The following is a 14,034-nucleotide window of genomic DNA, read 5'->3' on the forward strand; positions in this document are numbered from 1 at the left end:
GCCGTCCGGGGGAAGTCAGACGGGGGGCCTCATAGCCATGCCTGCGCTCGGTCACGACACATCAGCGAAGTCCGGTGCATCCGGACCACCCGGAGCACCGGGGTCGGACGGACGGCGGGCGCGCACCCGGCTGTCCAAGGTCGCGGGGGCGGCGGCCCTCTCGCTGTCCCTGCTCCTGGCGCTCGCACACGGCCAGGAGCCCGCCCGGGCGGAGGCGCCGAAGAGCGAGCGCGTCGACGCCGCCCCCGACGCGGCCGCCGCGAGCAGGGCGGCCCGCCGCCAGCACGGCCGGGTCGAGGTCGCGGACGCCCGCGCCGCCGCCGCGCAGACCTTCGCCAACCCCGACGGCACCTTCACCACCGAGATCTCCCCGCAGCCCCGCCGCACCCGGCAGGGCGACGGCTGGGTGGCTGTCGACCCCACCCTGCACCGGAGCTCCGACGGGCGCTACCTGCCGAAGGCCACCTCCACCGCCGTGGAGCTGTCGGGCGGCGGCTCCGGCCCGCTCGCCACGCTCACCGTCGAGGGCGGCCAGCGGCTGGAGCTCTTCTGGCCGGACACGCTCCCCGCGCCGACCGCCGACGGCGCCGCCCTGACCTACCCCGACGTCCTGCCGAGCGGCGTCGACCTGGTCGTCACCGTCACGCCGGCCGGCGGCGTCCAGGAGGTCCTGGTCGTCAAGAACGCGAAGGCGGCGGCCGATCCGGGGCTGGCCGCCCTCAAGCTCGTCACCCGGACGAGCCCCGGACTGACCCTCGCGGCCGAGCCGGGCGACGGCCTGACCGTCAAGGACGCCCAGGGCCGCGCGGTGTTCACCTCCCCGCCCGCCCGGATGTGGGACTCCGCGGTCTCCGCGGCGGCCGGCGGCCAGGACGCGAAGGCCCCGCAGGACACGAAGGCTCCGAAGGACGCGAAGGCCCCGCAGGCTCAGGGCGGCCCCGCCGGCGCGGCCGCGGCCCCCGGCGCCGCCCGGTCCGGCTCCGGCGGCCCCGGCCCCGGCGCCCGGGAGGCCGCGGTCGCCACCAGCGTGCAGGACGGCACGATCGGGATCACCCCCGACGCCGGGCTGCTGACCGCGGCGGACACCGTCTACCCGGTGTTCATCGACCCCTCGTTCGCCACCCTCGGCACCGTGGCCTACACCGAGGTCAAGTCGCAGTACCCGACGGCGGTGTTCTACAACGCACCCCCGTCGGGCTCCGGCCTCGGGGTCGGCTACCAGGGCTGGACCGCGCCGAGCGGCATCCAGCGGACGTACTTCCAACTCGCCGTCCCGGCCGGCCTGGTGGGCAAGCGGGTGCTGAGCGCCGACCTGACGGCGACCGAGACCTTCGCCTCGGCCTGCCTGCCCAACACCGTCCAGGCCTGGAGCACCGGCCCGATCAGCCCCGCCACCACCTGGCTCAACCAGCCCGCCCAACTGCAACTGGTCGGCAGCGCCACCCTCCAGGGGCCGTGCGCCGCCAACCCGGGCCCGGTGGTCGGTCGGATCGACGCCACCGCGACCACCGCGCAGGCCCTCAGCGACGGACGCAGCAGCCTCACCTTCGCGCTGCGCAGCTCCGCCGAGGCCGACAGGAACGCGTTCACCCGGTTCGCCGCCGACCCCAAGCTGTCCGTCACCTACGAGGACGCCGTCCAGGCCCCGGCCGCCCCGCTGGTCTCCTCCGCCGAGTACCCCGCCGACAACCAGCCGCACGGCGGCATCGGACGGTCCGGCACCTTCGCCCTCAAGCCGGGCGGCAGCGAGCAGATCGCCAAGTACAGCTACCAGCTGGACACCGACGCCGCGGCCACCGAGATCGCGGCCGCCGCCGACGGCTCCGCCGCGGTCACCCTCACCCCGACCTCCGCCGGCCGCCGCACCCTGACCGTGCGGGCCTTCGACGCCGCCGGTCACGCCTCCACCCCGGCCGCCCACTCCTTCGTCGTCGACGCGTTCGCCTCCGGCGACCCGCACGACCTGTTCTACGACGCCGCCGGCCAGCTCGTCGGCGTCTCGCAGCCGAACGGCGAGAGCGCCCGCTACGAGTACGACGCCGCAGGCAACACGGTGTCCACCAAGCGCACCTCCTCGGCCGAACTGACCGTCCTGTCCACCGTGCCGAACCAGGCGCCGAGCGGCGCCCGGGTCGAGATCAGCGGTACCGCGTTCGCCACCGACCCGGCGGCCGTCAAGGTGGTCTTCACCGGCACCGCCACACCGGCCCAGGTGGTCACCGCCGAGCGGAACCGCCTCACCGTGGTCGTCCCCGCGGGTGCCACCGACGGCCCGGTCACCGTCACCGTCGGCGCGTCGACCGCGACCGGCACCGAGCGGTTCCGGATCGGCGCGGCCCGACCCGCCCCGGCGCTGACCGGTTTCTCGCCCGCCGCCGGCGCCCCCGACACCACCGTGACCCTCACCGGCAGCGGCTTCGACCCGGACCCGTCGCGCAACTCGGTCCTGTTCCACCGCACACTCGCCAAGGTCACCCAGGCGACGCCCACCAGCCTCACCGTCGTCGTGCCCGGCGCCGTCTCCTCCGGCCGGATCACCGTGCGGACCCCGGGCGGCACCGTCACCAGCGGAACCGACTTCATCGTCCCGCCGACCGGCACCGCCCTGGGCACCCTGGTCGACGGCGGCGCGCTCACCGTCGACGGCGCCCCGGTCACCTCGACCATCGCCGCCGGGAAGGCCCTGGGCCTGCGGTTCGAGGGCAAGGCCGGCGACCGCCTCGGCCTCGGCATGTCCGCCAACACCATCGGCACCCCGTCGAAGTTCCGCCTGTACGACCCCTTCGGCCGCTCCTTCGCCGCCGACCAGTACGACACCCCGTGGCCGCTGGAGGCCCGGACCGGCCGCAACGTGCCGCTGCCCGCCCTGACCACCAGCGGCGTCTACCAGCTCGTCATCGACCCAGACGGCACCGGCACCGGCTCGCTCACCACCGCGCTGACCCGCAACGTCACCGGTACCACCAGCACCACCGACCAGGGCTTCGCGTTCAACCTGGCCGCCCCCGGACAGTTCGTCGAGCTCTCCTTCGAGGGAAAGAAGGAGGGCTGGTACGGGCTGGCCTTCACCGAGGCGACGGCCGCCGTCAAGTACAAGTACCTGACCGCCACCCTCTACGAGCCCGGCGGAGCCAAGTTCAGCACCTGGCGCAGCTTCAGCCTGGACAACTACCTGCGGCTCAAGACCTTCGCGCCCGGCACCTACCGCCTGGTGATCGGCTTCACCGACGCCAGCGTGGGCGGCGCCCGGCTCTGGCTCTCCGAGGAGACCGACGCCGGCACCATCACCCGCGACGGCGCCGAGAAGCAGCTCACCCTCGCCCGGCCCGGCCAGCAGGTGCGGCTGAACTTCGACGGCACCGAGGGCCAGCAGCTCGGCCTCGGCTACACCGCCCTGAACCTCAAGATCGGCTCCACGACCTACCTGCCCGGCGTCTCGCTGACCCGGCCCGACGGTACCCAGAGCAACCTCTCCAGCTCCGGTGAGGGCGCCGACCTGCCGAGGCTCGCCGCCACCGGCCGCCACGAACTGACCGTCGGCGGCGGCGCCGCCACCGGCACCGTCACCCTCTGGCTCAACTCTGACGCGGCCGCGGGCACCATCGCGGCCGGCGAGGACAAGACGGTCGCCATCACCCGGCCGTCCCAGAACGCCCGGCTGACCTTCCAGGGCACCGCCGGCCAGCGGCTCAGCGTCGGCACCCTGCCCAAGGGGTACACCGGCACCGTCGCCCTCACGGTCAACGGGCCGGACGGCAAGCAGATCGCCTCCCGCACCTCCGGCGGCCCCGACCTGCCGCCGCTCCCGACCACCGGCACCTACGAGATCGTCGCGAGCCCCAACACCTCGGCGCTCGGCGACTACACGCTCCAGCTCTCGGAGACCGTCGACGCCGGCCCGCTCGCCGTCGACGGCGCCGCCAGGACCGTCACCGTCGGCCGCGCCGGGCAGAACGCCGTGCTCCGCTTCGACGGCACCGCCGGCCAGCGGCTGAGCGTCGCCGTCACCGCGGTCACGACCGGCTACCGCTACCACAACCTGCGCATCACCAAGCCGGACGGCAGCCAGCTCGGCTCGGCCGGCTTCGTCATCGCCAACGACAGCTACACGCTGCCCGCGCTCCCGGCCACCGGCACCTACGAGATCACCGACGACCCGGACGCCGGAGTCACCGGCACCGCGACCTACACCCTGTCCACCGCCTTCGACGGCGGCCAGGTCGCCGTCGGCGGCGCGGGCGCCGCACTGACGCTCAGCCGCCCGGGCCAGGACGGCCTGCTCTCCTTCACCGGTGCGGTCGGCGACTCGCTCCAGATCACCTTCAGCAACACCACCTTCGTCGGCGGCGGCTACCAGCTGACGGTCGTCAAGCCGGACGGCAGCACCCTGGTCGACCGCGTCACCCGCTACGACCAGAGCCCGTACAAGCTCTCCGCCCCGCTCGCGGCGGCCGGCGCCTACCGGGTGCTCATCGACCCGAGGGCCGCCGCCACCGGCTCCGCCACGGTCGGCGTCGACCGGGTCGCCGCCGCGGCGCCGGTCAAGGCGGCGGCCGCCCCGGCCGCTCCTGCCGCTGAAGCCACCGAAGCCGCCACCGCGCAGGCCGGCGCACCGCAGCAGCCCGCACCGTCCACCGGAGCGGCGCCCGAGCAGTGCGACACCGTCGCCGAGGCCCCGGCCGGCACCAACCGCGCCGTACCGGTCGCCGGACCGGCCGCCGACCCGCGCAGCGCCCGCAAGGCCCCCCGCCCCGGCGAGCCGTCGGCCGGCTGGGCCGCCTGCGGGTTCCCCCGCCAGGCCCTGGGCGAGGCGCCCAAGCCCGCCGACACCGTCTGGAAGCCGGACGCCGAGAACCTCGCCGGCAAGGGCTGGTACACCCGGTACGGCGCGGCCCCGGCACCGGCCTACCCGGCCGACGCGCCCAAGGGCACCACCGCCGTCTCCGGTCAGATCCGCACCGTCTCCGGCACCCCGCTGAAGAACGCCACCGTCAGCGTCGGCAAGGCCGTCGCGAGGACCGACGACCAGGGCCGTTTCCTGGTCAAGGGCAGCGACCCGGGCCACCGCGTGCTGCGCGTCGACGGACGCACCGCGAGCAGCGGCGACCGCAGCTACGGCGTCTTCGACATCGGCGTCGACGTCCCGGCCGGACAGACCCTGCGGGTGCCCGGCACGGTGTTCATCCCGCAGACGGACACCGCGAGCACCGTCCGCATCGCCTCCCCGACCACCGGGCCGACCGTCCTCAAGACCCCCGCCATCCCGGGCCTGGAGGTACGCATCCCGGCGGGGGCCGTGGTCCGCGACGGTGACGGCAAGCTCGCCACCGAGCTGTCCATCACGCCGATCCCGATCGACCGCACGCCGTTCCCACTGCCGCCCACCCAGGTGCCGATCTACTTCACCGTCCAGCCGGGCAGCGGCTACCTCTTCCCCGACGGCGCCCAGATCGTCTACCCCAACTACACCCGCGAGGCCCCCGGCACGCGGATGATCTTCTGGAACTACGACCCGGACGGCCAGGGCTGGCACATCTACGGCAAGGGCACCGTCACCCCCGACGGCAACCAGGTCGTGCCGGACGCCGACGTCAAGGTCTACCGCTTCACCGGCGCCATGACCGCCGTCCCCGGCCACAACCCGCCGCCGGTCGCCCCGAAGCCCGGCCCGCGGGTCGGCGACCCCGTCGACCCGGCCACCGGCCTGCTCGTCGACGAGAACACCGACCTCCTGCTCGACGACGTCGTCCCGCTCGCCCTGCGCCGCACCTACCAGCAGGGCGACCAGGACTCCCGGGCCTTCGGCGTCGGGATGAACTTCAACTTCGGCTACTTCCCATGGTCGACGGGCAACATCGGCTACTACCGGTACCTCGAGGTCGACCTCGTCCAGCCGGACGGCAGCAAGATCCACTTCCGTCGGATCACCCCCGGCGAGAAGACCTACGAGGACGCCCTGTTCCTCGCCGACCCCACCCCCACCGAGTTCTCCGGCGCCACCATGGGCTGGAACGGCAACGGCTGGGACGTCAAACTCCGCAACGGCACCACCTACGTGCTCGGCGACGAGGCACCGCTCCAGGCGATCCGCGACAAGTTCGGCAACACCACCACCATCACCCGCGCCCCCGCACCCGCGGACAGCGACGGCAAGGTCCGCCTGCGCGGCCCGATCACCCAGGTCACCTCGCCCAACGGCAAGTGGATCAAGTTCTCCTACGACACCGCCAGCCCGCCGCGGATCGTCAGGGCCGAGGACAACCTCGGACGCGCCGTCAGCTACACCTACACCGCCGACGGACACCTGGAGACCGTCACCAACCCGGCCGGCGGCGTGATGAAGTACACGTACGAGTCCGGCCGGATGAAGACCATCACCGACGCGCGCGGCACCGTCTTCCTCACCAACACCTACGACAGCGCCGGCCGCGTCCTCCAGCAGGTCGCCGCCGACGGCGGCGTCACCCGGTTCGACTACACCACCGGCACCGACGGCAAGATCTCCGAAACCCGGATGACCGACCCGCGCGGCGGCGTCCAGCGCTTCACCTTCAACGCCCAGGGCCTCGCCACCAGCCGCACCACCGCCCTCGGCACCCCGGTCGAGCAGACCGACCGCACCGAGTACGACCCCACCGGCGGCCGTCCGACCGCCACCATCGACGCACTCGGCCGCCGCACCGAGCTCGAATACGACACCAACGGACAGCTCACCCGCACCACGACGCTGGCCGGCACCCCGGACGCCCGCACCGAACGCGTCGAACGGGCAGGCCCGTTCGGCGAGGTCACCGCCGTCACCGACACCTACGGCAAGACCAGCCGGACCGAGTACGACCCCCGCGGCGGGCTGCTCTCCAGCACCGACGCACTCGGCCACAAGACCGCCTACACCACCGACGACGCGGGCCAGATCACCAGCGAGACCGACCCCACCGGCCGAAGGACCGGCTACACCTACGAGTTCGGCGACCCGGTCGCCGTCACCGACCCGCTCGGCGGGGTACAGCGCCGCCTCTTCGACGCGGCCGGCCGCGTCTACCAGGTCACCGACCAGCGCGGCAACGCCCGTACCACCGGCTACGACGCGCTCGACCGGATCCGCACCACCGCCGACGGACTCGGCCGGACCACCGGCTACGAGTACGACCCCAACGGCAACCGGACCAAGGTGACCGACCCCCGCGGCGGCACCACCGGCTACGAGTTCGACGCGATGGACCACGCCACCGCCGTCACCGACCCGCTCGGCCGCACCGCCCGGCAGGAATACGACCGCAACGGCAACCCGGTCAAGACCACCGCGCGCAGCGGCCTGGTCACCACCGTCGACCACGACCAGCTCGACCGCCCCACCACAACCCGCTACGGCGTCTCCGGCACCACCGACCAGGGCAGCACCACCATCGGCTACGACACCGGCAGCCGTGTCGTCCGCATCGACGACACGGTGAACGGTGCCACCACGGCCACCTACGACGCCTTCGACCGGATCACCCAGGAGACCACCCCCCAGGGCACCGTCGGCTACGCCTACGGCGCCACCAGCCGCACCCGCCAGGTCCTGGTCGGCGGACAGCCGCTGCTGGAACACCTCTCCGACGAAACGGGCACCCTCACCTCCGTCAGGAAGAACGGCACCGAGGCGGTCGCCCTCCAGCACGACGACGCCGGGCGGATCACCCGCAGCGGCGCACCCGGCGACGGCGTCCACCAGGACTACCAGTACGACCCGGCCGGACGGATCAGCTCCGTCACCTACCGCAAGGGCACCACCGACCTCGGCACCCTCACCTACACCTACGACGCGGCCGGACTCCCCATCCGGGTCGGCGGCAGCTACGCCCGTACCGCGATCCCCGGCACCACCGAGACATCCGTCTACGACGCCGCCAACCAGCTCAAGAGCACCGGCGCCAGGACCGTCGGCTACGACGCCGACGGCAACCTCACCGGCGACGGCACCAACACCTACACCTGGAACGCCCGCGGCCAACTCGGCGCGGTGAACGGCCCCGGCACCACGGCGAGCTTCGGCTACGACTCCCAGGGCCGCCGCACCACCCGCACCGTCGGCGGCGTCACCACCGGCTACCTGAACGACGGGGACAACCCGCTCCAGGAGAAGACCGGCGCCACCGTCACCACCACCGTCGACGCCGGCACCGACCGCCTCCAACTGCGCGAGACCGGCGGCACCACCACCCGCTACCTCACCGACCCGCTCGGCGGCGTCGTCGCCCTCGCCGACGACTCCGGCGCCCTCACCGCCCGCTACCTCTACGACCCCTTCGGCGCCACCGCGGTCAGCGGCGACGACAAGGGCAACGGCCGCCGCTACGCCGGACGCGAGGACGACGGCACCGGCCTCTACTACAACCGCGCCCGCTACTACAGCCCCGGCCTGCACCGCTTCCTCAGCGAGGACCCGATCGGCTTCAAGGGCGGGATCAACCTCCACGCCTACGCCGACAACCGCCCCACCGCGCTCACCGACCCCAGCGGCAACAAGCCCGCCTCCTCCGGGAGCTTCGTCAAGATCTCCGAAGGGGCCGCCGACCACGTCATGAACGGAGTCATCACCAAGAAGGGCGAGTTCGCCGGGTGGCACCTCCACCCCAAGCAGAGCGGCGGCATCCCCGAGGGCCGCTACATCAGCGGCAAGCTGGTCACCCAGTCCGACGGCTCCGTGAAGGTCGTCGACGGCGCCGTCGGGGCCATCGTGAACGGCGAAAAGATCGAGAAGGTCGCGCGGGCCGGGCACCACTTCTTCCCGGAGGACTGGACCAGGGCGGATATCCTGGCAGCCGGCCGCGAGTTGTTCGCGAACGGCACCTACAAGCGCGGCGGGACGCTGGTCCAGGGGGAGTACAACGGCGTGAAGATGACCGGCTTCCTGGAGAAGCAGCCGGACGGCAGCTACACCCCGTCGACCTTCTTCCCCAGGGGAGTGAAGCAGTGAACGGGAGCGCAGCAGTGAACACCAGGCCCGGCAGCACCCGGTGGGAGTTCCACACCGACGAGGACGACATGGTCATCGTCGAGGCACCCGCCGGCACCGACGAGAACCTGCGGCTGGCGATCGAGACCCTGATCCTCCCGTTCGGCCTCAGCAGCGACGCCCCCAGGACCTACCTCCAGGAGTGGCACCGCCTCGCGGCCGAGGACGGCACCGGATACAGCCTCGGCACCGCGGCCGCCGGCGCCCGGCGAACCGGCCCGGACCTCGTCGAAATCGTCGACATGTACGGCCAGTTCGAGGACTGCACGATCGACGCGCGGCAGTTCGAGGCCGTCCTGGAAGGCCTCACCGCGTACCTCGACGGCGCCTGACCGCACACGACCCGTACGCACCGCCGCACACCGCACCGCCGCACACCCGCCCGGCGCCCGACGCCGGGCGGGTGTGCGGTTGGGCCCTGTCCTGCCGACTGTGAAGCCACAGGCCGCGACCCCGCCGAACACCAACCCACCGACTGCGAACCCACCGAACGAGAGGAACAGCGTGACGCTCCGACGGCGCCCCCTACTGGCCGGACTGGTCGGGGCGTTCGCCGCCACGGCCTGCGGACCGGACCACGGCGGACCGGACCACCCCGGCGCAGCCGACGACGCGCCCGGCCCGACCGGCACCCCCGGCCACCACCAGCCCGGCGTCACCACCCCGCCACCCGCCGCCGCCCGACTCGCCGCCTACCGGGTCACCGCCGCCGACCGCACCGGCCTCGCCGACGTGCTGTACCGCCTCGGCGCCGAAGCCGCCCGCACCCGCGACGGCGAGAGCCTCACCGTCTCCGTCGGAGCCTCGCTCTTCGACCAGCGGTACGGACTCGGCGCGCTGCGCCCGAAGCGCCTCACCGAGATGCCGGCCTTCCCCAGCGACGTGCTCGACCCGGCCTGGTGCCACGGCGACCTCACCGTCCAGGTGTGCGCGGCCACCCCCGAGCGGGCCGCCGAACTCGCCGGCGGCGCCGCCGCGGTGGGCGGACTGGAGCCCCTCTGGCGGCTCCCCGGGTTCCGGCCCGACAACGACACCGGCCGCGGCGGCCGGGCCTTCACCACCAACCTGTTCGGTTTCCGCGAGGGCGCCGGCAACCTGGAGGCCGAGGACACCGCGCTCATGGACCGCCAGGTCTGGGTGGCGCCGGGCGGCGGCGAACCCGCCTGGACCGCCGGGGGCACCTACCAGGCCGTCCGCCTGATCCGCTTCGCGATGCCCCTGTGGGACGCTGACGCCGTCCACAGGCAGGAGGCCGTCATCGGCCGCCGCAAGGACAACGCCGCACCGCTCGGGGCCGCCCGGGAGACCGACACCCCGGACTACGCGGGCGACGCCGAGGGGCGGGTCGTCCCGCTCGACTCGCACATCCGCCGGGCCAACCCCCGTACCCCCGAGTCGGACGCCAACCGCATCCTGCGGCGCAGCTACTCCTACCGCCTCGACCGGGACGCCACCGGGAACGAGAACGCGGGCCTGCTGTTCGTCTGCTACCAGCGGGACCTCGAACTCGGCTTCGCCACCGTCCAGCGACGGCTCCAGGGCGAGGCACTGGAGCGGTACGTGCTGCCGTTCGGCGGCGGCTACTACTTCACGCTGCCGGGCGTCGCACCCGGCGCCCGGGGCCGCCTCGGCGACTCCCTGCTGGCGGCCGCGTCAATGCGCTGACCGCGCGTTTCGCCCGTTCGGGGAGGCCCGGCCGCAGACGCCGTCCGACATCGTGTCAGATTGTTCAACTCACCTTCCGGCAAAGGTCATCCCGAGGTCCGGACCCGCGTCGTTGTTACGCGCTGGTAATGCCTACTCTCAGCAGTATGCGCCGAGCAAAAATCGTCTGTACTCTCGGGCCAGCCACCGACTCGTACGACCAGATCAAGGCCCTGGTCGACGCCGGGATGGACATCGCCCGCTTCAATCTGAGCCACGGCTCCCACGTCGAGCACGAGGAGCGCTACCGCCGGGTCCGCAAGGCCGCGGACGAGACCGGACGGAGCGTCGGTGTCCTCGCCGACCTTCAAGGTCCGAAGATCCGCCTGGAGACCTTCGCCGAAGGTCCCGTACTTCTCGAACGCGGCGACGAGTTCACGATCTCCACCGACAAGGGCGTCGTCGGGGATCAGAACATCTGCGGCACCACCTACGCGGGCCTCGCCGCGGACGTCGCGCGCGGCGAGCGGATCCTGGTCGACGACGGCCGGGTCACCCTGGAGGTCCTGGAGGTGGACGGGCCGCTGGTCCGCACCCTGGTCATCGAGGGCGGGCTGATCTCCGACCACAAGGGCCTCAACCTCCCCGGCGTCGCCGTCTCGGTGCCCGCGCTCAGCGACAAGGACGTCGCCGACCTGCGCTGGGCCCTGCGGACCGGCGCCGACCTGATCGCGCTCTCCTTCGTCCGCAGCGGCCGCGACATCGAGGACGTCCACCGGGTGATGGCGGAGGAGGGGCGCTTCGTCCCGGTCATCGCCAAGGTGGAGAAGCCGCAGGCGGTCGAGAACCTGGACTCCATCGTGGACGCCTTCGACGGCATCATGGTGGCGCGCGGCGACCTGGGCGTGGAGATGCCCCTCGAGCAGGTCCCGATGGTCCAGAAGCGCGCCGTCAAGCTGGCCAGGCGCAACGCCAAGCCGGTCATCGTCGCCACCCAGATGCTGGACTCGATGATCAACACCTCCCGGCCGACCCGTGCGGAGGCCTCGGACGTCGCGAACGCCGTCCTGGACGGCACGGACGCCGTGATGCTCTCCGGGGAGACCTCCGTCGGGAAGTACCCGGTCGAGACGGTCCGGACGATGGGCCGGATCATCGAGGCCGCCGAGCAGGACGTGCTGGCCGACGGCCTCCCGCCGCTGACCGCCGGCAGCAAGCCGCGCACCCAGGGCGGCGCCGTCGCCCGCGCGGCCGCGGAGATCGGCGACTTCCTGGGGGCGAAGTACCTGATCGCCTTCACCCAGTCCGGCGACACCGCCCGCCGCCTCACCCGCTACCGCTCGCCGATCCCCGTCCTCGCCTTCACCTACGAACCCGCCGTCCGCAGCCAACTCGCCCTCACCTGGGGCGTGGAGACCTTCCTCGGCCCCTTCGCCCCCACCACGGACGAGATGGTCGAGCAGGTCGACGCGGCACTGCTCTCGCTGGGCCGCTGCCAGAAGGGCGACATCGTCGTCATCACGGCCGGCTCCCCGCCCGGCCTCGCCGGCTCCACCAACCTGGTCCGCGTCCACCACGTCGGCACCCTGGACAACTGACCCCGACCACGCCTGCGCCTCCGCCCGGAGGCGCAGGCGTCAGTACTTGGGCCCGATGTGGGCGTCCATCAGGGCCACCGACGCCCTGCGGGCGACGGAGACGTTGACTGTGCCGGTGGGGCGGGTGACGGACTTCCACTGCACGCCGACGCTGTCGAGCGCGCCGGTGAAGAGGCCGATGATGTCGGTCGAGGTGTTGGTGAAGAAGTACCGCGGGTACTCGTAGCGCTTCGGGACGCCGCCGACGGTGCGGGTGGTCCAGTTGGTGATGCGGCAGCCGTCGGAGTGGATCAGGCCGCGCAGGAACTCCCATGGGTGGGCGTCCACGATCTCCCGCTGCCAGACCGCGAGGGTGATCCGGCGCCGGTGCTTCGGGCCCGGTCCGTGCTGGGGGAAGAGGCAGGGCCAGTGCTTGCTCGTGCTGACCACGCTGGTGTGCCCTGTGGCGCGGACGCGCATGACCTTGTTGTACGGCATGACGGCGGCGACAGCCCGCGCGCACTCGTCGATGAGTCCGGGCCACGCGTCGCCGCAGGCTATCCGGAGGGCGTGGACGTTGCGGCGGCCCTCGCTGATGCAGCCGTCGCCGAGGTAGAGGCCCAGGAGATACGCGTAGTCGGAGTGCGGGAGCCTCGGGTCAGGACTGCCGCGGCGTATCGGGCAGTCGGCCACTGGGCGCGGGGCCGGCATTGTTCCCGAAGTCCACGCGCGGATCGCGAATCGGGAGATTCCGGTGGCCCGGCTCACCTCGCTGAAGGTCAGCCCGGACCCATGGAGGTCGATGGCTCGCTGCCGTGTGGCCGTGTCGTACATGCGGCCGAGCCTGCAGTGCCAACGGCACGACATCCGAAAGTCGTGCGAATCTTCATTCGAAATAATGAAGATCGCCAATCATTTTGCGATTTAGGCGACCTTGTAATCGAAGGAAAAGTACCCCGGGTGGGATTCGAACCCACGCTGGATGGTGTTTGAGACCATTGCCTCTAACCTCTGGGCTACCGGGGCATCCACAGATTCGAAGGTTGCCCCCGACCCTGCTTGAACTCAAACATACCGTGTCTGGGTACCCTCGTGCATGCAGTACCCCGCCGGAACGAGGAGCCCCGTGAGCACCGCCGACGAGCAGGCAGAGCCGCTTGAGACCGATATGCCCCAGATCACCCGAATTGTGATCGCCGAGGACGAGGCGTTGATCCGCCTCGACCTGAAGGAGATGCTCGAAGAGGAGGGGTACACCGTCGTCGGCGAGGCCGGGGACGGCGCGACGGCGCTCAAGCTGGTCGAGGAGCTGCGGCCCGACCTGGCGATCCTGGACGTGAAGATGCCCGTCCTGGACGGGCTCTCCGCCGCCGAGCAGATCCACGCGGCGCACCTGGCGCCCGTCCTGATGCTGACCGCGTTCTCGCAGCGCGAGCTGGTGGACCGGGCCCGCGACGCGGGTGCGATGGCGTACATCGTGAAGCCGTTCAGCAAGAGCGACCTCGTCCCCGCGATCGAGATGGCCGTCTCCCGGTACACCGAGATGCGGACGCTGGAGGAGGAGATCCAGGACCTCACCCAGCGGCTGGAGACCCGGAAGCTGGTGGACCGCGCGAAGAGCGTCCTGCAGACGAAGTTCGGGCTGAACGAGCCGGCCGCGTTCCGGTGGATCCAGAAGACCTCGATGGACCGTCGGATGACGATGGCCGCGGTCGCGGAGGCCGTGATCGAGGAGGGCGAGGCCCAGGACAAGAAGAAGGCCGAGGAGGCCGGGTCCGAGGGCTAGAAGACACGAGGAAGGGGCCCCGTCCG

The 14,034-nt window shown here is 72.3% G+C and carries 6 protein-coding genes and 1 tRNA gene; 5 read left to right on the forward strand and 2 right to left on the reverse strand.

All coding sequences use genetic code 11. From position 1 onward, the window contains the following. The first annotated feature begins 37 nt into the window (after window positions 1-37). From ACGFZP_RS02725 to pyk, 4 genes are all read left to right on the forward strand, one after another. The gene (locus tag ACGFZP_RS02725) at window positions 38-8,962 is read left to right on the forward strand and encodes an RHS repeat-associated core domain-containing protein (RefSeq protein WP_392927826.1); all 8,925 of its coding nucleotides are present in this window, start codon (window positions 38-40) and stop codon (window positions 8,960-8,962) included. 14 nt (window positions 8,963-8,976) lie between these two features. Continuing rightward, window positions 8,977-9,333, forward strand: coding sequence for a hypothetical protein (locus ACGFZP_RS02730; RefSeq protein WP_392927828.1), 357 nt, complete (start codon window positions 8,977-8,979; stop codon window positions 9,331-9,333). Between the two features lie 172 nt (window positions 9,334-9,505). Further along, entirely contained in the window at window positions 9,506-10,666 is a 1,161-nt protein-coding gene (locus ACGFZP_RS02735) for a Dyp-type peroxidase (RefSeq protein WP_392927829.1), read from the forward strand. Window positions 10,667-10,812: 146 nt separating this feature from the next. Then, window positions 10,813-12,243: a pyruvate kinase gene (gene pyk, locus ACGFZP_RS02740; RefSeq protein WP_392927831.1), complete on the forward strand. Its 1,431-nt coding sequence runs from the start codon at window positions 10,813-10,815 to the stop codon at window positions 12,241-12,243. Window positions 12,244-12,282: 39 nt separating this feature from the next. Here pyk and ACGFZP_RS02745 read toward each other — a convergent pair whose 3' ends face one another. Beyond that, on the reverse strand, window positions 12,283-13,056 hold the full coding sequence (locus ACGFZP_RS02745) for a transcriptional regulator (RefSeq protein WP_392927833.1): 774 nt from the start codon (window positions 13,054-13,056) through the stop codon (window positions 12,283-12,285). Between the two features lie 118 nt (window positions 13,057-13,174). Continuing rightward, window positions 13,175-13,248 (reverse strand) — tRNA-Leu (locus ACGFZP_RS02750). A gap of 70 nt (window positions 13,249-13,318) precedes the next feature. Here ACGFZP_RS02750 and ACGFZP_RS02755 point away from each other — a divergent pair. After that, window positions 13,319-14,008 carry an ANTAR domain-containing response regulator gene (locus ACGFZP_RS02755; RefSeq protein WP_392927834.1) on the forward strand — a complete coding sequence of 230 codons (690 nt, stop codon included), beginning with the start codon at window positions 13,319-13,321 and terminating at the stop codon, window positions 14,006-14,008. Window positions 14,009-14,034 lie beyond the last annotated feature (26 nt).

Source organism: Kitasatospora sp. NPDC048239 (genome assembly GCF_043202015.1).
Lineage (GTDB): Bacteria > Actinomycetota > Actinomycetes > Streptomycetales > Streptomycetaceae > Kitasatospora.